Source organism: Spirosoma jeollabukense (genome assembly GCF_054777855.1).
The window spans coordinates 35,077-55,143 of record NZ_BAAHAD010000007.1; the positions used below are offsets into that span (position 1 = coordinate 35,077).

The window sequence follows — 20,067 nt, forward strand, 5'->3', positions numbered from 1 at the left end:
CTTCGGGGTCGCCCGCGTGCCGGGTGACCGTAGCGGTTCATTGTCCCACTGAAAGATGCCTAAAAACTCCCAAATTCGCTCAGTTCTTATTATCGGCTCAGGCCCAATCGTCATTGGTCAGGCGTGTGAGTTCGATTACGCTGGTTCTCAGGCCGCCCGATCCATTCGCGAAGAAGGCATTGAAGTGTCGTTGATCAACTCCAACCCGGCCACGATCATGACCGACCCGATCAACGCCGATTTCGTTTATCTGCTGCCGCTGGAGAAAAAATCCATTGTTGAAATCCTGAAAAAACACCAGGAAATGGGTCGGCCTATTGACGCCGTCCTCCCAACGATGGGCGGTCAAACAGCCCTGAATCTGGCCATTGACTGCGATAAGGCGGGTATCTGGCAGAAATACGACGTCAAGATCATCGGCGTGGATATTAAAGCCATTGAAACAACCGAAGATCGTGAGAAATTCCGGTTGTTGATGATCGAACTAGGTGCCGGTGTTTGCAAAGGACGCACCGCCCGTTCCTTTCTGGAAGGCAAAGAAATTGCGCAGGAGATTGGCTTTCCGCTTGTCATTCGGCCATCGTTTACGCTCGGTGGTACGGGGGGTGGTTTCGTGAACCGGCCCGAAGATTTTGACAAAGCACTCACCGCCGGTTTGCACGCATCGCCTGTTCACGAAGTGTTGGTCGAACAAAGTGTAATGGGCTGGAAAGAATATGAGCTGGAGTTGCTACGTGATAACAACGGCAATTTCGTCATCATCTGCTCCATCGAAAACTTCGACCCGATGGGTATTCATACCGGCGACAGTATTACGGTTGCTCCGGCGATGACGCTGCCCGATACGTTATACCAAAAAATGCGTGACCTGGCCATCCGCGTGATGAGCGGCATCGGCCAGTTTGCGGGCGGGTGTAACATCCAGTTTTCGGTCAACCCGCAAACCGACGACATCATTGTTATTGAAGTGAACCCACGAGTGAGCCGGTCGTCGGCGCTGGCGTCAAAAGCAACGGGTTACCCGATTGCAAAGATTGCCGCAAAAATGGCGGTAGGTTACAATCTCGACGAGTTGATCAACCCCATTACGGGAACAACATCGGCCTTTTTCGAGCCTGCCATCGACTATGTTATTGTGAAAGTGCCTCGCTGGAACTTCGATAAGTTTCCGGGTGCCGACCGTTCGCTGGGGCTGCAAATGAAATCAGTGGGCGAAACAATGGGCATTGGCCGAAACTTTCAGGAGGCTCTGCAAAAAGCCTGTCAATCGCTCGAAATACGACGTAATGGCCTTGGTGCCGACGGTCACGAACTTACCGACCGTAACGCGCTGACGGAAAGTTTACAGCACCCCAGTTGGAACCGTCTGTTCCATATTTACGATGCGTTCAAGGCCGGTATGTCATTCCGCACCATTCAGCAATTGACAAAAATCGATCCCTGGTTTTTGCACCAGATTGAGGAGTTGATTGAGCTGGAGCGCGAAATTCAACAGTACGATCTGGATGATATTCCGCCCGAACTCCTGCGCACGGCCAAACAAAAAGGCTATGCCGACCGTCAGCTAGCTCACTTGTTACAGGTGAAGGAAAGCAAAATTTATGCCTACCGACAGGCACATAATATCCGTCGGGTGTATAAATGCGTAGATACCTGCGCGGCTGAATTCGAGGCTAAAACGCCGTACTATTATTCGACGTTTAACAATCAGGTACCCATCACGACCGATCATGCGGAGCCCGTTTCCGACTTGCCCGGCAATGAATCGATACGTAGTAACCGCAAGAAAGTGGTCATTTTGGGTTCAGGACCAAACCGGATTGGACAGGGAATTGAGTTCGATTATTCATGTGTACACGGGGTATTGGCCGCTAAGGAAGCGGGTTATGAGACGATCATGATCAACTGCAACCCGGAAACTGTTTCGACCGATCCCGACATTGCCGACAAGCTGTACTTTGAGCCGGTTTTCTGGGAACACGTTCACGCGATCATCATGCACGAGCAGCCCGAGGGCGTTATTGTGCAGTTGGGTGGACAAACGGCGCTAAAAATGGCCGAAAAGCTGACTCGCTACGGTATCAAAATTATTGGTACGAGCTGGGAAGCCCTCGACCTGGCTGAAGACCGGGGCCATTTCTCGGAAATGCTCAGAACACTGGATATCCCCTACCCCAAATTCGGGACGGTACGGGAATCGGAAGCAGCGCTGGAATTATCGCGCGAACTAGGTTTCCCGCTGCTGGTACGTCCAAGCTACGTACTGGGTGGCCAGAATATGAAAATTGTCATCAACGAGGACGAACTGGAACAGCACGTGATGAAGATTCTGGAAGATATTCCGGATAACAACATTCTGCTTGATCACTTCCTCGAAAACGCCATCGAAGCCGAGGCCGACGCTATCTGCGATGGTGAAGATGTGTATATCATTGGCATCATGGAGCACATCGAACCCGCTGGTATTCACTCAGGTGATTCATACGCTGTGCTACCAACCTTCGATTTGAGCGAGAACGTAATCCGCCAAATTGAGGAACATACCCGTAAAATTGCGGTTGCCCTCAAAACCGTCGGGCTGATCAATATTCAGTTTGCCATTAAGAACGAGGTCGTTTACATCATCGAAGCCAACCCGCGCGCCAGCCGTACGGTACCGTTCATTTGCAAGGCATACCAGGAGCCGTATGTAAACTACGCGACGAAGGTGATGCTGGGCGACAAGAAGGTAAAAGATTTTACTTTCAACCCGGTTAAAAAGGGATATGCGATCAAGATTCCGGTGTTCTCGTTCAGCAAATTCCCGAACGTGAATAAGGAACTGGGCCCCGAAATGAAATCGACCGGCGAGGGCATCTACTTCATCGACGACCTGACCGATGATTTCTTCCAGAAGGTGTATTCCGAACGGAATTTGTACCTGAGCCGGTAGACTTTTCTTTTAGACGAAAAAGCACCTTATGACTAAGAGGCTTTTTCGTCTAAAAGAAAAGTCTTTAATGCCTGACAAAACTACTGCCGAAACCATCATATATATTATCACCAATAGATAACCTATTGGCTGATAACGTTATAACGACGCCTTCAACGACTATTGGCTGCCGAACTTTTAGCTGATAACCGTTTTTTATCTCTTTCGTTTCGATCTTGGGTTCCTCTTTGCCAGAATATATACTCTGCGCTTTGGTTACCCGAAATGTGCCCATGTAGGCAAGTGTATCATTTTGATGAACGCTAAATTGGCCATCATCTGAGAAGGTTAAAATAACGCGTTGCGAGGGTTGAGGCTTACTAACCATACCGCTAATCCCGCCCGAGGAACTTTCCCATAGCCAGTCACCAGTCAATTGCGGTGGAACTGATTCTGTATGGCATCCGCCTATTAAAACAACTAGTAACACGACGAGAAGAAATTTTTTCAATACGTCCATAATCGATGAACCGTTAGTAATCCTGGTCAACTTGACTCTGATTTTGGTCAAACGGTTGGAAAAATTTCAGGCAAGTATCGCCACTACGGTAAGTTGCTCAAACCGTTCCAGCAGGTTAGCGAATGATACTGTCTGGGTGCTCACTTAAGCATCTATTTGACCATTGCTTCCCTTTACGGCGCATACGTAAACTGGTTGACTGGCCCCCAGTCAGACCAGGCAATCGAGTCGAAGCTTATTAAATTCCGGGACCTCATCGTGACTAATCGACCCTGCGCATCATGTTGGTACTCATAATCTACAGTTATATTGTATGGACTTGCCGTTGATCCTAATAGGCCTGAACCTATCACATAATGTTCAGTTAGCTGATAAGTAGGTTGTAGATTTAGGTGTGTGCCCGGATCAGACTGCTGGTTGTAATAACGTTTACCAACAGAAGGGCTGGCATTTGATGGAAAATCCTCCACTCGGGTGAAGTCCCCGTTTTCCCAATAAAAAAGCGTAGAGCTAAAGCGATTTCCCGCCTGACGGTTGATATAACGCGTTAATTCCAACTGGCCTTTTGCATCATATTCGTACTGTACACTTTCCGTTAATTTAAAGTGGCCTTCCTGCCACAAAATATAACGTAGTGCCTGTTTTAGCCGTTTATCAGCACCATACTTATATTTTATCACCACCGAGGTTCGTAAACTAGTCAATGGCTGACGCTGGGCAACAACACGATCAGTAACAAAACAGTCTGCCAGGTAGTCGCCCTGATAATGAGCTTTCACTATTTCTTCATGAGTACTAAAGCGCTCTAGCGTACCAATCAGGCGGCTTTGCGGATCGTAGGTCATTACTTTAAAAGCATTATTCGGGTCAGTTTTATCCCAGCGAATGAGCGATCCGGCTGGCCCCTGCCCTTTTTCAGATACGGTTGAGAAATCAACCTGTTCCGTAAACGTAATCACCGAATCATGTTTTATAGTCGCCAACAGATTGGCCGGTACAGCGTCAGGCTGGGGCGTACCCTTCGGGTGACAACCCGCCAGTACCATGATGAAAAACCACAGTAGGTAGTGCATTGTCAATGGCCGGATGCGCATGAACTTGTTTTCGTAATAAGTCTTCACCTGGTTAATTTTGGCGATCCAGTAATCATAGCCACTTTTTTTATGCTGACGTTAGTTGTCAGATGTCAATGATTTATTGTGATAAAGTTGGTGTGGATAGAGTTAGTTAAGCCGATCATTTTGCCGTGTCTTATTCAGGGTGCATACGTAAATTTGACGGGACCGGACCAGTCAGTCCAACGGTCGGAATTGCTTGATATTGACGAGCGGGATTTCTGCAGAAGCACGCGACCTTGAGCGTCGAATTGGTTATCATAGTCTATTTTAGTCTCCTCGTATTGCTGTACAAGGGAGCCCCCTGCCGTACCATACACTTTTATACCCGTCATCGCATGCTCACTCACCTGATTATTATTCATAAGAGCATACGGATTGGGCTGTTGATTATACGAATAAGTGTGTTTGGAAACGGCAGGCATTGGCCTACTACTGGTAGCTGGGTAGTAGACCTCTTCATGGATAAGATCTCCATTTTCCCAGTAATTCACAATAGCGGTAGGCCCAATTGCTTTTGGCGGAAAGGTAGTTCTGGTTAGCTGAAGCTGACCCATCGAATGGTATTCGTAGGCTGTAGCTTGAGCCAGTTTAAACGTATCTGTATCAGTAACACGTTCATACATAAGAATCATGGCCAGTTGCCCACCCTTGTTGTACTGATATTTTGTCATACTGTGGGGTTGAACAGTCGTCAACGGTTGCGCCAGATCAAAACGATAACCGCTAAAATCCTGTGCTAGAAAGTTACCCTGATAGTAGTATTTCCCGATTACATGATACCCATAGCTTGTTGCTAACGTACCCACCAGCCGGCTCCGCTGATCGTAGGTATTAGCCTGAAATGAACCCAAAGGCAGCCCTAAACCATCCCATCGAATCAACGTACCTGTAGGGCCCTGGCCGGTTTCGGATACAGTCGAAAAATCAACTTGTTCGGTTAGTGTAATGATCGAGTCAAGTTTAGTCGTTACCAGCAAGTTCGCCGGTACAGGCTCGTTAGGCTGGGGAATATCCTGCTTTGGCTGGCACGATCCCAACAGGACGACAAGGCTCAAGAACCCGGCTACGTAGTGAGTGAGTAAGCGCTGAGTCATAATGCATTTGTTCTTGGGTGAAAAGTCTTCGTTTTTTAAGGCTTCGTTGGGCGTATGGTTATGGCTGCGCCAATCAGATAAGGGTGAATGATAAGCTGACGCTCATTACTCCATAATCGGCTGAAACCATATTCGACGGTTGGACCAAATTGAAGCTGATAAACCCTTTGAAAGGGCAGGGTCAGACCAAGCGCTGCTTTTGCCCAGATCAGTGTCTGGTTCGAGGCAGGCACGTAGGACGTTTGACCGCCTATACGGGCCACGTAGCGGCTGTGCACTCCACCCAGTCGGTATTGTTTGTTGATACTTGCTCCCAGCATGGTTAGCGATACGTTTTCAGCAACGGGCTGATCCAGACTGGTTATCTGGTACTTATTTACCCCAATGGGTCTAATCTGGTAGACGTCGGTTGCCAGGTCATAGTAGGCCCACCGCCGGATTTGGCCAAACGATAGCTGAAAATCAAACGTCCGCCACGCCACACCTCCACTCAGTTGGTAACCCCAGGTTGGCCCGGAAAAAGCCGATGGCGCATCAACCCGCTGCACATAGGCATCGGGTTTAGCCACCACCGTCATCAGTTGATAGGTACTGAGTGGCGCTACGCCAACCAGCCAGCGAACGGGTGTTGTGCGGGTTTTCGGTTGTTCTGAAGGTGAAGCGGCCGCTACGGGTAGCTGGACGTTTCGACTGATCTGAGACCCCATTCCACCAATAGGGCGAAGAGCGAGTGAACGTAACGATTCCCACGAAACGGCCTCATGTTCAACCAACTCCGCAGATTCACTGGGTAGCGTCAAAGGTGTGGCCGATGTTATTTCCGGCGCTTTACCACGTATCACGGCAGAACGAGCAGCCAGCTTATCCGTCTGACTAACAGCAGCGCTAAAGCCTGCCAGCGTTTCTGGAAACGCCTGACTGCTTCGGGTGCTACGTCGGTTATTGACTAGCCTCCGACTTGCTTCCTGCCTTTTTGATTGTGCCAATCTCAATTTCCTGCCCGTTGCACTGACAGGCCGAACTAGTTGATCATCAGGACGATGGCTGTCTTTACTCTTTGTCTCTACCGTTGCCTGGCCGATTGGTGCAGAGGACGCGCCGGTTGTGTTGCTAAAGTGATGACTGTAAAAAGAACCCGGCTCCGATTCTTTTCTAGCCTTATTGGATTGGTCTTTTCCAACCGGCTCCGCTACGGTAGCCTGCTGAATTTTTGCTTCGTAAGAACCTACCAGTGCGTGATACGAACGGATATACAAACCCGTGCCAATCAGTAAAAGCACCCCAAGAATTAGTACGCCATACGGTCTGCGTTTCCTGGCAGGTACGTTTAATCGCTGCCAGATACGCGATGTGAGCGATGCAGAAGGCTGCACCTCAAAGTCGTCGAAGACCTGCTGAAAATGATCTCGCAACGATTTATCTATAGGATCATCCGAAGAATTCATGTCGTTCGATGCCATTTTGTTGAATTGTTTTGATGAGTAGCTGTCTCGCCCGGCTGTACTGCGACCTGACGGTTGCTTCGGGCATATTCAGAAGCCCGGCAATCTCGGCGTGCGCATAGCCTTCGATCAAATACAGATTGACGACAAGTCGGTAACTGTCAGATAATTGGTTGATGAAGGCCAGCAGGGCGTCGAGGTTCAATTGTTTGATCAACACATCATAGTCATCACTGATCAGTTCGTCTGCTACGTAGTCATAGGCCGTAAAGCGTTCTTCCTGGCGAGTGGTCCGATTGTAGTAATTGATGGCGGTTCGTACCACTACGGCCCTCACCCAGCTATCGGCAGACTCAGGCTTTTTGAGTTCATGAATGCGCTCGAAAATTTTAATAAAGGCTTCCTGAAATATATCCTCTGCCTCAGCCACCGTTTTGGCGTAGCGCACGCACACACCAAGCATTCGGCTCTTATATCGTTCGTAAAACGCATCCTGTGCCCGGCGTTCCTGCTGCTGGCAGGCGCTCACCAACTGGCTCAGACTTGTGTATTTTTTGCGAAACAACGCCATCCAGATAATCTGTTTAATAGAGTGATGACGTAGGTTCTAGGCTAGATTTAAGTACGAGCGTGCCGTTAATTCTCCACTACTGTTAAAGGTCAAAAACCAGGTTTCCCGACCTTTCTGAAGGTTTACCGTATAGGTTTCTACCACACCATACTTAGTTTTGGCCAGCAGCGTAAACTGACCTCCCAAACCAAACCCGGCCAGTTCTGGCGTGTTGCGCAAATACCCCTGAATGGCTGTCGGCAACTGACCGATTTCACTAAAATATTGCACAGTCGGTGAACTGGAAACCGATGCCAAAAGCCCCGCATCGGTATAATTGAGTGTAAAGGAGTTACTATTTTGTTTTACCGTAATGCCATATCGTTTTTTTACCTGCTGATCAACCTGAACAATGGCATAATTAAAATCAAGGGCCTGATTTTTGAGAGATTCCCGGATAGGAGCAGGTAAATCGGCCAGCGTTACGGTACGATACTCGAGTTGATAAAAGGGAAACAATTCCGTTACGTAGGTTGTCTTACCATTTAGGTTGGTTACGGTCCATCGAAACGTGTAGCGTGTTCCCCGCCAGTCGTAATCTGCAAAAATGAACTGCCCATTGTTGGAAGCATCTTTGAACCACGAATAATTCTGCAGTCTGAGGTTGGAAAATGTCCCCCCGTCGATCACCGTATTGCGAACCAGTGATGTTAGTGAATCCGGCACTGCGCGATCGGCTGACTGATAGGCGACCAGGAGCATTTGCTGGTTTGTGGCAGCACTGTAGCGGGCGGCTTTTTGCGTAAAATTCACCTGCCAGACCTGATTTTTCTCCAGGGTTTTAAATACGATCCCTTCAGCCTGCGGAAACTGGCCTGTAACAGCATCGATGGCACTCGTCGGAATCTCTTCCGTTGGATTAGGATTAGGCTGTATATCAGTCACTCGATTACAGGCGGCACTCAACAAACAAAGGAGTGAAATCCAAACGGTATTTTTCATAGATCACGCAATGTCATGCATTAGTCGAACAGGCCGGAAATCAACAGAGCAAGCCTATTCGTTACGTTCATGCCCGGCATTTGTTTAGACACATGGAACGACTGAATTTGTTGCACTGCCTGATTTAATTGTTTGGCATACCGGCACAAAACGAAACGAATGTCAGCCCTGAGTGGCTGGTTACCAAAAAGAATGGCCCGCCTTGTTTCAGACAAGGCGGGCCATTCAACGTAATAAAACGTCTGTCTAGAACCCTAAGCCGAGCGTGAAGCCACGAACGGTGGGACTACCCGGCAGGGTTGCGCCAGCCGTAGCAGCTCCAGTCGTTAAGTTGATCGTATATATTTTTGTTGAGCCACCGACACGTAGCAGGGCGTAAGCAGTACCGGTCGTTCCACCAATGTCGAATCCGTTGGCGCTTTCGGCATCAACACCCAGCATTCCTACAGAATTCAACGTTCCGTTGTTTGGTGGGGCTTGTGTGAACAGCATAGCACTGCCCGTTCGAATGTCAATATCATACAACGTAGTAGTAGTAGCTCCTGCAAAGTTGTTGGTATAAGCCGCGGCTGATACGTTAGGTGTACCGCTCACTCCTGAGAAAGACAATACACCATCGGTAGCCGCTAAAGTCCCATTGTCTGGAACCAGACGCAGGTTTTGCCCGGTATTACTCACCACCCGAATTCGGTCTACCGTTGGGTTGAAATCAAACCCAAAATCTGTACCAGCCAGCGTAAATGCCCCTGCACTGCCAACGGCAACGGCACTCCAGCTGGCAGTAGCGGTAACGGCAATTGAGTACAGACGGCTGGAGCTTCCCAGGGCAAACAGTTGCCCATTCAGCGGCCGGGTATCAATACCGACCAGTGTTTCACCATTCTGTAAACCGGCAATTGCTTTAGACACTGGGGCTGGACTCATTGGATTGAAAACCAGCAGATTGCTGGCACCTTCAATGGCGTAGGCAACGGGTTCCGTTGGGATAGCCAGGCCAATGATCGTGCCGGGCAGATTACCTAATTTTTGTAAGCGCCCCGTAGCGAGGTTGATTTGCTGTAATTCCGATGCACCGTTAAACGTGACAGCCACCAGCCCTTGTGTGTTATCGGTTGGTGAAATATCGAACCCAGCCGCTCCGGTAATGTCCAGACCCAGTGGTCCAACGTCGGTTAACGTACCGTTGTTTGGCGGATTTTGAATGTATAGCCGGTCCGTTGCAGGATCTATGTCATATAAGGTTGTCGTTGTTGCACCAGCCTTATTATTGGTGTAGGCTACTTCCGTGATCATAGCGCCCGATACGCCATTGATAGAACCATCAACAGCGGCTACAGTCCCGGTTTCAGGGTTCAACCGCAAATCCTGACCCGTGGCGGTTACCAGCCGGATGCGATCAACCGTTGGATTAAAATCCAGACCAACGACAGAACCAGCAATAGCGGGGGTAAATGCCGTGGTACCGAGTGCTCGTGCTGCTCCCGTCATCGGATTAATCACGAACATGCGGCTCTGATTGCTGACGCCATACAACTGTCCGGTGGCGGGTCTGAAATCGATAGCCAGTATACGTTCATCCTGATTTGTTCCCGAAATAGATACCGGAACGGTAGTACCAGGTGTGCGAACGCTGAATCGCAGGAGTTGATTGGCGTCGTTCAGGGCGTATACCGTAACATCAGGAACCGTAGCCGGGTCGGGAGCTAACCGGTGATCCTGACAAGCATTCAGGATTAATAAAGAGCCAATAGCCAGGATACCCAGGAGGCTTCGAACTTGTTTTTTGTAAAGCATAGTCATACCGTTATAAGGGATTATTGATTGACAAGTGACTATACGGCTGTACGCATCATACGGATTTATATAAATTAAAAAAAGATTAAAAATTAATTAAAGGAGAGATTTTCATTATGATTTCCGGGTCAATTGAGCCTAGAAATCCCAAAAGGTGGGTCTTCACAAAAACATCTTGACCGATTTTATTCTTCTACTAGCAGAACCATACGATAGTCAATGAAAATACCATCTACGACTCTTAATAATGGCGTTGAAATGCCCCTGCTGGGACTTGGAGTTCATGCCCCCAAGAATATCAGCGAGGTTCAGCAGGCCGTTGAGTGGGCGCTAGAAGCGGGGTGCCGCCTGATTGATACGGCTACGGCTTACAACAACGAACGCGAAGTAGCCGACGCCATACGGGAAAGTGGTATTCCCCGAAGTGATATTTTCATTACAACCAAAGTCTGGAATGATGACCAGGGATATACCCGCACACTACGTGCCTTTAACCGGAGTTTGGAACGGTTACGACTTGATGTCATCGACTTGTATCTCGTTCACTGGCCCATCAGGGAACACCGACACGAAACATGGCGGGCACTGGAGAAAATCTATGCCGACGGCCGCGCCCGTGCCATTGGCGTCTCAAATCATTATCCAGCCCATATAGACGAACTTTTAACCGAGGCCCGCATCATACCCGCGGTCAATCAGGTGGAGTTTAGTCCATACAGTTACCTACCCGATGTCATTGCTTACTGTCGTGATAAAAACATTCAGCCCGAAGGCTATGCACCTTTGGTACGAGGCCAAAAACAGGATGATCCAAAGTTGATCGCTCTGGCTGAAAAATACGGCAAATCAACGTATCAGATGCTGGTCAGGTGGTCCATCCAACACGGCGTCGTTACGATACCAAAGTCGGTGAAGCGCGAGCGCATCCAGGAAAATTTCAACGTATTGGACTTCAGTATTTCCGATGAAGACATGACGTTGATGAATACGTTCTACGATAATACACGCGTTGCCGATGATCCACGCACCATTGCTTAAAGTCTGCTCATTGCCGTTGATTGATGAACGTAGCAATCAATTGGCCAGCGTTCATGCAATAAATCAGCTAATTCCTTCAGCCCCCATTCTTCGCTCCGCCGATGGCCAACAGCCACAACGGCCATACCACATTCATCGACGGCTTGCTGGGCAGGTTTACGATACGCCCCCGTCAGGTAAACCTGAGCGCCCCGTTCGGCAGCTTCGCGAACAAGCGCATCCGTCATCGCACCGACAACCGCTACCCGGTGAGTAGCTGCTGGTTCTCCAACTGAATTCAGCCCAGCCTCCGCCCGTTCATATCCGCCAAAAATACGTTTGCACGTATCCAGCCACGCATCAAACTCATGATGCGCTACGTCAATCAACATGCCAATCGGCCGGGCGGGAAGTAACTCACCTGCGGAGGAATTACCCTGTTTATAACCCAATGGTTCAGGCTGGCCAATAGCGCCAAGTTTTCTGGCCAGCCGGACATTGTAGCCGATCGTTAGTGTTTCATCGAACGGCAAATGATGGGCCACAATACCTACGTCGGGCGGGAGAGCAGCTAAATCAAGTTGCCAGTGGCGATGTATCCAGAGTCCGTCAACCTGGGTTTCTTTTACCCAGACAGGCAGTCCGGAAAAGGGTTCCAGCAACAGACCAAGCCGCTTTACCGGACGTTCAGATGGATGATAGATACCACCCTGCTCATCGTCCGGATATCGGCCCGTTGTCAGTTCAGTACGTAGGTAATCATCAATCTCATGTAGAAAAGGGTGGGACGTATTCATACTTGGTTAACTCCACAAGCTCATTATGGTTTGCTGCCCTTAGCTAGTAAACGTAGTAAAACCCTTTTGCTCAAACGGATTTTTAGTCGCACATTCACGCTTGACTTTCTAACCGGGCTGGCGCAAATGAATGGTTATAAAGTATCTAATTACCAATAACTTACCTTTAAAATACTACCGTTTACTCAAACGAATTTGGATTTCGCCAAAAGAAACCCGTAGATTTGCAGTCTTAACTGCGTCCGCAACGGCGGTCCATCAAAGCCCATGATTTTCCTCGCTTAAAAACCCTTCGGGGGTTTTTCTTTCCTCTCCTGGTTTCTGCCACCCGCCGATCTATCGGACTATCCGGGTAGCCACACTTGTTTTCATACTATCCAGTACGCTGTCAGTAGCCTGTAAGGCTGCGGCATAGTTTTTTGTTTCAATGACCAAATTCTTTCGGTTATTCCTGGCTGCATTGCGCGGTACAGAAACCAATTTTACAACTGGCAGTATTAACCGGGCCATTTTCCTGTTGTCGGTTCCGATGATTCTGGAAATGGTCATGGAATCGCTATTCGCGGTTGTCGATGTATTTTTTGTGGCTAAAATCGGCACGCAGGCCATTGCCACGGTGGGTCTTACCGAATCGGTACTAACGCTGGTCTACTCCGTGGCCATTGGCCTCAGTACGGCGGCAACCGCCTTAGTTTCCCGTCGAATCGGCGAGAAAAATGTGCGGGGTGCCAGCACGGCCGTTGGGCAGGTGATCCTGGTTTCGCTTGGGCTCGGCCTGATTATGGGCGTACTGGGTTTTGTGTTTGCCGAAGACATTCTCCGGCTAATGGGTGGCGATGAACGGCTCATTGCCAACGGGGTAGGATTTACCCGGATGATTTTCGCCAGTGCACCCGCCATCATGCTCCTGTATACGCTAAGCGGTTGCCTACGCGGTTCGGGCGATGCCTCTGTAGCGATGCAATCATTATGGATCGCCAATGGCATAAACATTGCCCTTTGTCCGGTATTCATTTTCGGACTGGGTCCGTTTCCTGAACTTGGCGTCATGGGATCGGCCGTTGCGACTACGACGGGACGTAGCATCGGTGTCCTCTACCAACTTTATGCGCTTACCCGCGTAAAAGGTGTCATACGGGTTCTCCGGTCTGACGTTTCACCCGATATGGGTATTATTCGTCACCTGCTCGGCTTGGCGGTGGGTGGCACCAGTCAGTTTCTGGTGGGCTCAGCCAGTTGGATATTCCTGACGCGCATTCTGTCGACATTCGGCAGCGACGTAGTGGCGGGTTACACCATCGCCATCCGAATTATTGTGTTCACGATTCTGCCATCGTGGGGCATGGCCAATGCAGCCGCTACGTTGGTTGGACAGAATTTGGGGGCTGGTCAGCCCGAACGTGCAGCAACCTCCGCCTGGCGGGCGGCTTTCTGCAACATGCTCTTCCTAGTAGCCGTTGGGCTTGGGTTTTACCTAGGCGCGGCAACTATTGTGGGCCTTTTCGACAACAATGCGCACGTAGTTGCTATTGCCGTCGAATGCCTCCAGATATTTTGCCTCGGCTATCTGTTTATGGCTTATGGTATGGTATTAAGCCAGGCCCTCAACGGTGCGGGAGATACCCGTACGCCAACACTTATTAACATTGTGTGCTTCTGGATGGTTGAGATTCCATTGGCTTATCTATTGGCTCATACGTTAAACTGGGGGCCACCGGGGGTATTCTGGTCGGTAGCCATCAGCGAAACATTACTGGCCGGTATTGCCGTTTTAGTGTTTCGACGCGGCCGATGGAAAACAGTTCAGGTGTAACGTAAGCTGTTCATTTACGCTTCGTTATCACCGAAACTTTTACCCGAAATGACCCGTTATTATTTACAGGCTTATAGCTAATCTGTAAGAGGCCATTCAACGTAGTGGAGTCGGGTTGTTAGCCCTGACGTCAATCCGGAGCCTTTGATTACAGAGCTATAAATTACCTAATTATCCCTAAGAATTTACATGAACGATACCCATAAACCCGAAGAAACCGCCGTTCTGGTCGCGCTGATCACCCAAAAACAGACTGCCGACCAGACCAAAGAGTACCTGGACGAGTTAGCGTTTCTGGCCGAAACCTCGGGTGTTAAAACGATTAAAACGTTCACCCAAAAACTCGAACATCCTGACAACCGCACCTTTGTCGGTAAGGGAAAACTGGAAGAAATCCAGACCTATATTCTTGACAATCCGGTTGATGCCATCATTTTCGATGATGATCTGACACCGTCGCAGGTGCGAAACCTGGAAGATAGTTTCAAGGATGTTAAAGTGCTTGACCGCAGCCTGCTCATCCTGAATATTTTCTCGATGCGCGCGCAGACGGCCCAATCGCGGGTGCAAGTCGAGTTGGCTCAATACCAGTATATGTATCCTCGTCTGACCCGTATGTGGAGTCACTTAACCAGCCAGAAAGGGGGTGTAGGGATGCGTGGACCGGGGGAGAAAGAGCTCGAAACGGACCGACGGATTGTGAAAGACAGGATTTCTTTCTTAAAAGAGAAACTGGCCAAGATTGATAAGCAGAGTGTTACCCGCCGGAAAGAGCGCGACAGGCTGGTACGTGTGGCGCTGGTCGGTTATACCAACGTAGGTAAGTCAACGCTCATGCGGACGCTGGCGAAAACTGATGTTTTCGCCGAAAATAAGTTGTTCGCTACCGTAGATTCAACAGTGCGCAAGGTGACGCTTGGCAATGTTCCATTTTTGTTAACCGATACCGTTGGGTTTATCCGGAAATTACCGACAATGCTGATCGAGTCGTTTAAATCAACGCTCGACGAAGTACGGGAAGCCGACATTCTGGTTCACGTAGTAGACGTATCGCATCCGAATTTTGAAGAACAGATTGAAGTCGTAAACGCTACGTTGGCCGATATCAAAGCGGCCGACAAACCCATGGTGCTGGTTTTCAACAAAATGGACCGGTTTGTGCCGAAAGAGGAGTGGACAGAGACCGACGAGACAAGCGCTGAGGACGAATTTACGGAGGATGGCCTGCGTGAGGAAGTTATTATCCCGGTAGCGGTACGTCGGAAAACGGCTCTGGAATACCTCAAGAAAACGTATCTGGCCCAAAAAGCTGACTACGTAGCGTTTATTTCGGCCGAAACGGGTGAGAACATTGGCGAACTTCGTGAGTTGCTTTATGATCTGGTGAAAGAGAAGCACTACTACATTTACCCCAACTGGGTTCATGTGCCACTCAGCGAGTCGGCCGAATACAGCGATGGTTTGGCAGGTTAACAGATTTTCGGCAATTTTGCATTCATAAGCGAGCGGTCAACATGACCGCTCCTTTTTTGGTCTCGTAGTTCAACGGATAGAATAAGCGTTTCCTAAACGCTTGATACGGGTTCGATTCCCGTCGAGACTACCATACTCTTTACTAAGGGTAGGTTCCTCATAAGGTAAACAGCAGACCGATAGCAAGAGACTGGCTACATTGAACATGCGTGTCCTGATCCTGATCATACAGCAGCACGGCGCTCAGGTTAGCATTCACTAAGTTAGTAATCTTGCCGGTTAGGGTCAGATCGATAGGGTGGTCAGGAGCCCCCAAATTACGATACTCAACAAAGAACAGATACCGGAGTTTGAGGTTCAGGTTTTTGGCTACATCCCGGTCAATGTTGGTTAACGTCTGAAAGGCTACTTCCGTACGTACCGTCTGATCCAGCGGTACACCATAGTTCTCCGGCACATAAAGCCGAACGACCGGGTCGTTCACATAGGTTTGCCGAAGGGTAAAAAGGCCCAGCCGCAAATCGAAATGATCATTGGGTTCAAAGGTCAGCCCTACCGATTCAGTAAGGTAGCCCGGGGCAAACAAGTTAGAAATTCGGTTGGCCTGCTGCTGACCCGATGGCAGGAGAACATAAGTATAGCCAGGGGCAAACTGCGACAATAGCGTCACAGACCCGAACCACTGCCAGCGGGTAGAGAAAAGAAACCCTGCTTTGGCATCCACATAGAGCCGGTCGGCATTTTTTCGCGGAGCCTGCTGTGCGTTCTTGACAAGGCCATATTGTAACTGAGTCAGCACACGCCAGTTGAAGCGATTGCGCCGGTAGGACAACTGCCCATTGAGCGCAAAGCCCAAGGCTACGGAATTGACGCCCCCACCTTTCCAATTAGTGCTAAACGACCCCTGATTTAGATTAAAGCTTACTTCAAGCTGGTGACGCCAGTAGGTTGAGTCGGGACGGTTTGCTACACTATCTACCGTATTGCCTTGATCTAAAAGCGATCGTAGCGACGATAGACTATCCGTCTGTGCATTAACCACATGGACGCTAATCAATAAACAGAACAATAACCGAATCGAAACGAGCATTGATGGAATCAGCAAATGAATACAAAGTCGGTGCCTTAGTCAGCGACAGCCACCACTTGAGTTGATCCATCGCCTTTGACGAAAGCTCCAGCAACGGGTGCTACCGTAACGACCACAAATTTTGAGGTGGGTGTGTTACTGATATAGGCCACGCTGGCCACGGGCACCAATACGTTCGCTTCGGGATAATAGGCCGCCGTATTACCCTTGGGAATGTTGTAGGGAATAGCAATCATGTTTTCCATCGTTCGGGTCTGTCCTTCGAAGTGGCTGGTGATGGTCACCAACTGCCGCTCCTGAATGCCCCGCTCCGCCATGTCCTGCGGATTCAGGAAAACAACACGCCGTTCGCCGTGGATACCCCGGTAGCGGTCGTTATAATCGTAGACCGTCGTGTTAAACTGGTCGTGACTGCGGATGGTCATCAGCACGAGTTGGTCAGGTTCCAGATGGTGCATCACCATGTCGGTAACCGTGAAATTAGCTTTGCCGTTTTCCGTCGTAAAGTTGCGCTCGCGGGGACCGTTGGGTAGATAGAAACCACCCGGCTTACGGATTTTTTCGTTGAACTGTTCAAAACCAGGAATTACTCGGGAAATGGCATCGCGAATGGTGTCGTAGTTATTTATATAGGCTTGCCAATCGACAGTGCTACGGTCACCCAGGGTCGCTCTGGCAATCCCACAAACAATAGCAACCTCGCTTTTCATGTCGCCTTCCAGCGGTTCCAGCACCCCTTTGCTCTGACTAACTACCCCCATTGAATTTTCGCAGGAGGTGAATTGCTCTCCTGATCGCTGCTGGTCAATATCCAGGTGCGTAAAGCAGGGTAATAGCAAGGCGGTCTTGCCGGTGGTGAGGTGGCCGCGGTTGAGTTTGGTAGCGACAAAGGCCGTCAGACGTAGTCCCCGCATACAAGCCGCCGTAAACTCCGTATCCGGCCCGGCCGACAGCAGATTTCCGCCAAGGCTCATAAAGGCCTTGATTTTACCATTGTGCATCGCTTTAATGGTCTCCACCGTATCGAAGCCGTGTTCGCGGGGCGGATTAAACCCATATTCTTTTTCCAACGCATCCAGAAATTCTTTGTGGGGACGTTCCCAGATACCCATCGTGCGGTCGCCCTGCACGTTGGAATGACCACGGACGGGGCAAAGGCCGGCTCCAGGTATACCAATAGCGCCTTTCATGAGATGCAGATTTACGATTTCCTGAATACTCATCACCCCATTTTTCTGCTGCGTAAGCCCCATTGCCCAGCAGGTAATAATCTTCTTTTTTGGGGCAATGATGGTAGCTGCTTCGAGCAATTGCTCGCGCGTAAGGCCGCTCATGAGCTGAATATCCTCCCAGGTCGTGTTGTGTATTACGTCCACAAACTCGTCGTAATGGGCAGTGTATTGCTTGATAAATTCATGGTCGACAACCGTCCCCGGTTTCTTGGCTTCGGCCTCCAGCAGGTGTTTCATAATGCCCCGCAGTACGGCCATATCCCCGTTGAGCTTAACCTGTAAAAATAAGTCGCTAATGGGAGTACCATGGCCCAGGAGTGTACCGACCGCCTTGATCGGATTCATGAAATCCTGGGGATTCTTGAAGTGGCTCAGGCCCGCTTCGTGAAGCGGATTCACCGAGATTATTTTGGCTCCCTTACGCTTGGCGATCTGCAGGGCTGTCAGCATCCGGGGTGTATTGGTTCCGGGATTCTGGCCCATAATGATAATCACGTCGGCCTCATAAATATCGTTGAGCGTAACCGACCCTTTACCTAGTCCAACCGTTGGGCTCAGGGCCGAGCCGCTACTTTCGTGGCACATGTTGGAACAGTCAGGTAGATTGTTGGTGCCAAACTGTCGCACAAACAGTTGATAGACATACGCTGGCTCATTGGGTACTTTGCCCGAGGTGTAAAAAGCAGCTTCATCCGGCGACTGCAATCCGTTTAACTCGTCTGCCACGAGCTGGAAGGCATCATCCCAGGCGATGGGCCGGTAGTGAGTATCGCCGGGACGTAACACCATCGGGTGGGTTAAACGGCCCGCATTATTAAGGTCCCGATCAGTCATCCGCGACAGTTCGGCGAGACTATGCTTGGCAAAAAAGTCAGGGTCAATCCGGCGGGTGTCGGCATCCGACGCGGTGGCTTTGGCTCCGTTTTCACAGAATTCGGCAATGGAGCGGTGCCCATCCGGATCGGGCCAGGCGCAGGACGAGCAGTCGAAGCCATCTTTCTGATTTAACTTCAGCAGCGCGTGTGTTCCTCGTCCGATGCCCCCTTCACCCCAGGCAAACTCGCCGGATTTGATTACGGCCATCAGCCCAGCAGCTACGTTGGCGGGTTTTTCGAGTTTGAGCCCCGTAAACAGTTCGGGTGGCTGGGCCAGAATCGCAAACGTGCGTTTTGCGCCAAGTGTATCGGGAGCGGGTAGCACTCGTTTATCGGCGTCGGGCTTACCACGCGGGTCGTAGTGGTCGTTGGTCATAGCCTCCCCCTGGCTGGGTCGCTCCCCACTCAGGGGCTTATTTTCGATCTCCTGCTGCGGGATGTCGGCGGGTTTCTTCTGACTGTTGGGTGACTTATCCATACCAATTGACAAGGCTATTTAGCGCCTGGTTATCCTAACGGAAACTAGTGAAAACCGTTTTAGAAAACAGGTGTATCCCAAAATTGGTGAGCAAATGGTTCTGCATAGGCTATTTAACCATCCTCAACACAAGGCTTAAAATACTCCTTACTGACTTGTCACCAATTCAGGTACGCTCATACGGAATAAGCGGATTTTGCCCCGAAAGCGGTACCCGGCCATTGTTGTGCTGGCGAACGATCCGCTACGTAACGGCGCCCTTGCACGGGCAGACTCCATCAGTTTTTTAGAAAAAACAATCGCTACCCAATCAGGTAGCGATTGTCTGGCAGCAGGCTTAACTGAAATTATTCACAATACAAAGCTGCCGGTGAGTTGATTACGTCAAATCAAAAAAATCAGGCCACTCCGAATCCGGAGTGGCCTGATTGGCTTTAGAGTATCGTTGATGGGCTACCCAGCCCATGAAAAGTATACGTCTAAGGTTAATAAAAGGTTTATAACAACCGAGCCAACGGTACTCAGGTCGAAAAATAAGCTAGGGTGCCTGAAAAATAGGCAAATCACCTGTTTGAAAAATAGTGATGATCGTGCTGGCGGTCAGGTGCTCATAGGCCGTCGTTTGCTCGCCTTTGGTTAGGCTCAGGGTATATTTGCCAGATTCCTCCTCCGTAATGAGGAAGTTGAACTCCCGATCATTCAGGCTCAACAGCCCTTCCACTTCATAGCCATCATTGGCGTACCCAATAATTTTGCCTGAGCGACCCAAGACTGAACCACTGGCCTCGTAGGTCTTATTCAGAAAATTAAAAATCTCGTCCATAAACGAAGGTAAGAAAATAGGCAATTGCCGCAGAGGCT

At 49.7% G+C, this 20,067-nt stretch carries 15 protein-coding genes and 1 tRNA gene; 5 read left to right on the forward strand and 11 right to left on the reverse strand.

The window, feature by feature from the left end; translation table 11 throughout:
- The first annotated feature begins 55 nt into the window (after positions 1 to 55).
- Entirely contained in the window at positions 56 to 2,932 is a 2,877-nt protein-coding gene (carB, locus tag ACYVEA_RS22930; protein WP_461115773.1) for a carbamoyl-phosphate synthase large subunit, read from the forward strand.
- A 64-nt stretch (positions 2,933 to 2,996) separates the two neighbouring features.
- On the opposite strand, the gene ACYVEA_RS22935 is transcribed toward carB, so the two are convergent.
- The 7 genes from ACYVEA_RS22935 to ACYVEA_RS22965 all read right to left on the reverse strand — a co-directional run bounded on the left by ACYVEA_RS22935 (position 2,997) and on the right by ACYVEA_RS22965 (position 10,431).
- Positions 2,997 to 3,431 carry a hypothetical protein gene (locus ACYVEA_RS22935; RefSeq protein ID WP_461115774.1) on the reverse strand — a complete coding sequence of 145 codons (435 nt, stop codon included), beginning with the start codon at positions 3,429 to 3,431 and terminating at the stop codon, positions 2,997 to 2,999.
- Positions 3,432 to 3,604: 173 nt separating this feature from the next.
- The gene (locus ACYVEA_RS22940; protein WP_461115775.1) at positions 3,605 to 4,552 is read right to left on the reverse strand and encodes a hypothetical protein; all 948 of its coding nucleotides are present in this window, start codon (positions 4,550 to 4,552) and stop codon (positions 3,605 to 3,607) included.
- 134 nt (positions 4,553 to 4,686) lie between these two features.
- Positions 4,687 to 5,643: a hypothetical protein gene (locus ACYVEA_RS22945; RefSeq protein ID WP_461115776.1), complete on the reverse strand. Its 957-nt coding sequence runs from the start codon at positions 5,641 to 5,643 to the stop codon at positions 4,687 to 4,689.
- Positions 5,644 to 5,678: 35 nt separating this feature from the next.
- Positions 5,679 to 7,103, reverse strand: coding sequence for a hypothetical protein (locus ACYVEA_RS22950; RefSeq protein WP_461115777.1), 1,425 nt, complete (start codon positions 7,101 to 7,103; stop codon positions 5,679 to 5,681).
- Positions 7,072 to 7,656: an RNA polymerase sigma factor gene (locus ACYVEA_RS22955; protein ID WP_461115778.1), complete on the reverse strand. Its 585-nt coding sequence runs from the start codon at positions 7,654 to 7,656 to the stop codon at positions 7,072 to 7,074. Before ACYVEA_RS22955 ends, ACYVEA_RS22950 begins: the two co-directional genes overlap by 32 nt.
- Positions 7,657 to 7,692: 36 nt before the next feature.
- On the reverse strand, positions 7,693 to 8,637 hold the full coding sequence (locus ACYVEA_RS22960) for a hypothetical protein (RefSeq protein WP_461115779.1): 945 nt from the start codon (positions 8,635 to 8,637) through the stop codon (positions 7,693 to 7,695).
- Positions 8,638 to 8,883: 246 nt separating this feature from the next.
- Positions 8,884 to 10,431 carry a DUF4394 domain-containing protein gene (locus tag ACYVEA_RS22965; protein ID WP_461115780.1) on the reverse strand — a complete coding sequence of 516 codons (1,548 nt, stop codon included), beginning with the start codon at positions 10,429 to 10,431 and terminating at the stop codon, positions 8,884 to 8,886.
- Between the two features lie 219 nt (positions 10,432 to 10,650).
- Between ACYVEA_RS22965 and ACYVEA_RS22970 the strand changes: the two genes are divergently transcribed.
- A complete protein-coding gene (locus tag ACYVEA_RS22970; protein ID WP_461115781.1) occupies positions 10,651 to 11,469 on the forward strand; it encodes an aldo/keto reductase in 819 nt (272 codons plus the stop codon).
- Here the strand turns inward: ACYVEA_RS22970 and ACYVEA_RS22975 are convergent.
- Entirely contained in the window at positions 11,466 to 12,245 is a 780-nt protein-coding gene (locus tag ACYVEA_RS22975) for a Nif3-like dinuclear metal center hexameric protein (protein ID WP_461115782.1), read from the reverse strand. The genes ACYVEA_RS22970 and ACYVEA_RS22975 overlap by 4 nt on opposite strands.
- Before the next feature lie 427 nt (positions 12,246 to 12,672).
- Between ACYVEA_RS22975 and ACYVEA_RS22980 the strand changes: the two genes are divergently transcribed.
- From ACYVEA_RS22980 to ACYVEA_RS22990, 3 genes are all read left to right on the forward strand, one after another.
- On the forward strand, positions 12,673 to 14,058 hold the full coding sequence (locus ACYVEA_RS22980) for an MATE family efflux transporter (RefSeq protein WP_461115783.1): 1,386 nt from the start codon (positions 12,673 to 12,675) through the stop codon (positions 14,056 to 14,058).
- A gap of 189 nt (positions 14,059 to 14,247) precedes the next feature.
- Positions 14,248 to 15,531, forward strand: a complete 1,284-nt coding sequence (hflX, locus tag ACYVEA_RS22985; RefSeq protein WP_093830218.1) for a GTPase HflX — start codon at positions 14,248 to 14,250, stop codon at positions 15,529 to 15,531.
- A gap of 58 nt (positions 15,532 to 15,589) precedes the next feature.
- Positions 15,590 to 15,664 (forward strand) — tRNA-Arg (locus ACYVEA_RS22990).
- A 24-nt stretch (positions 15,665 to 15,688) separates the two neighbouring features.
- Here ACYVEA_RS22990 and ACYVEA_RS22995 read toward each other — a convergent pair.
- The 3 genes from ACYVEA_RS22995 to ACYVEA_RS23005 all read right to left on the reverse strand — a co-directional run bounded on the left by ACYVEA_RS22995 (position 15,689) and on the right by ACYVEA_RS23005 (position 20,029).
- Positions 15,689 to 16,621, reverse strand: a complete 933-nt coding sequence (locus tag ACYVEA_RS22995; protein WP_461115784.1) for a DUF3078 domain-containing protein — start codon at positions 16,619 to 16,621, stop codon at positions 15,689 to 15,691.
- Between the two features lie 35 nt (positions 16,622 to 16,656).
- On the reverse strand, positions 16,657 to 19,206 hold the full coding sequence (locus ACYVEA_RS23000) for an FdhF/YdeP family oxidoreductase (protein WP_461115785.1): 2,550 nt from the start codon (positions 19,204 to 19,206) through the stop codon (positions 16,657 to 16,659).
- 538 nt (positions 19,207 to 19,744) lie between these two features.
- Positions 19,745 to 20,029 carry a hypothetical protein gene (locus ACYVEA_RS23005; protein ID WP_461115786.1) on the reverse strand — a complete coding sequence of 95 codons (285 nt, stop codon included), beginning with the start codon at positions 20,027 to 20,029 and terminating at the stop codon, positions 19,745 to 19,747.
- Positions 20,030 to 20,067 lie beyond the last annotated feature (38 nt).

Coding starts and splice junctions, on each gene's coding strand:
- carB (WP_461115773.1), top strand. CDS start 56: ATGCCTAAAAACTCCCAAATTCGCTCAGTTCTTATTATCGGCTCAGGC.
- ACYVEA_RS22935 (WP_461115774.1), bottom strand. CDS start 3,431: ATGGACGTATTGAAAAAATTTCTTCTCGTCGTGTTACTAGTTGTTTTA.
- ACYVEA_RS22945 (WP_461115776.1), bottom strand. CDS start 5,643: ATGACTCAGCGCTTACTCACTCACTACGTAGCCGGGTTCTTGAGCCTT.
- ACYVEA_RS22950 (WP_461115777.1), bottom strand. CDS start 7,103: ATGGCATCGAACGACATGAATTCTTCGGATGATCCTATAGATAAATCG.
- ACYVEA_RS22955 (WP_461115778.1), bottom strand. CDS start 7,656: ATGGCGTTGTTTCGCAAAAAATACACAAGTCTGAGCCAGTTGGTGAGC.
- ACYVEA_RS22960 (WP_461115779.1), bottom strand. CDS start 8,637: ATGAAAAATACCGTTTGGATTTCACTCCTTTGTTTGTTGAGTGCCGCC.
- ACYVEA_RS22965 (WP_461115780.1), bottom strand. CDS start 10,431: ATGCTTTACAAAAAACAAGTTCGAAGCCTCCTGGGTATCCTGGCTATT.
- ACYVEA_RS22970 (WP_461115781.1), top strand. CDS start 10,651: ATGAAAATACCATCTACGACTCTTAATAATGGCGTTGAAATGCCCCTG.
- ACYVEA_RS22975 (WP_461115782.1), bottom strand. CDS start 12,245: ATGAATACGTCCCACCCTTTTCTACATGAGATTGATGATTACCTACGT.
- ACYVEA_RS22980 (WP_461115783.1), top strand. CDS start 12,673: ATGACCAAATTCTTTCGGTTATTCCTGGCTGCATTGCGCGGTACAGAA.
- hflX (WP_093830218.1), top strand. CDS start 14,248: ATGAACGATACCCATAAACCCGAAGAAACCGCCGTTCTGGTCGCGCTG.
- ACYVEA_RS22995 (WP_461115784.1), bottom strand. CDS start 16,621: ATGCTCGTTTCGATTCGGTTATTGTTCTGTTTATTGATTAGCGTCCAT.
- ACYVEA_RS23000 (WP_461115785.1), bottom strand. CDS start 19,206: ATGGATAAGTCACCCAACAGTCAGAAGAAACCCGCCGACATCCCGCAG.
- ACYVEA_RS23005 (WP_461115786.1), bottom strand. CDS start 20,029: ATGGACGAGATTTTTAATTTTCTGAATAAGACCTACGAGGCCAGTGGT.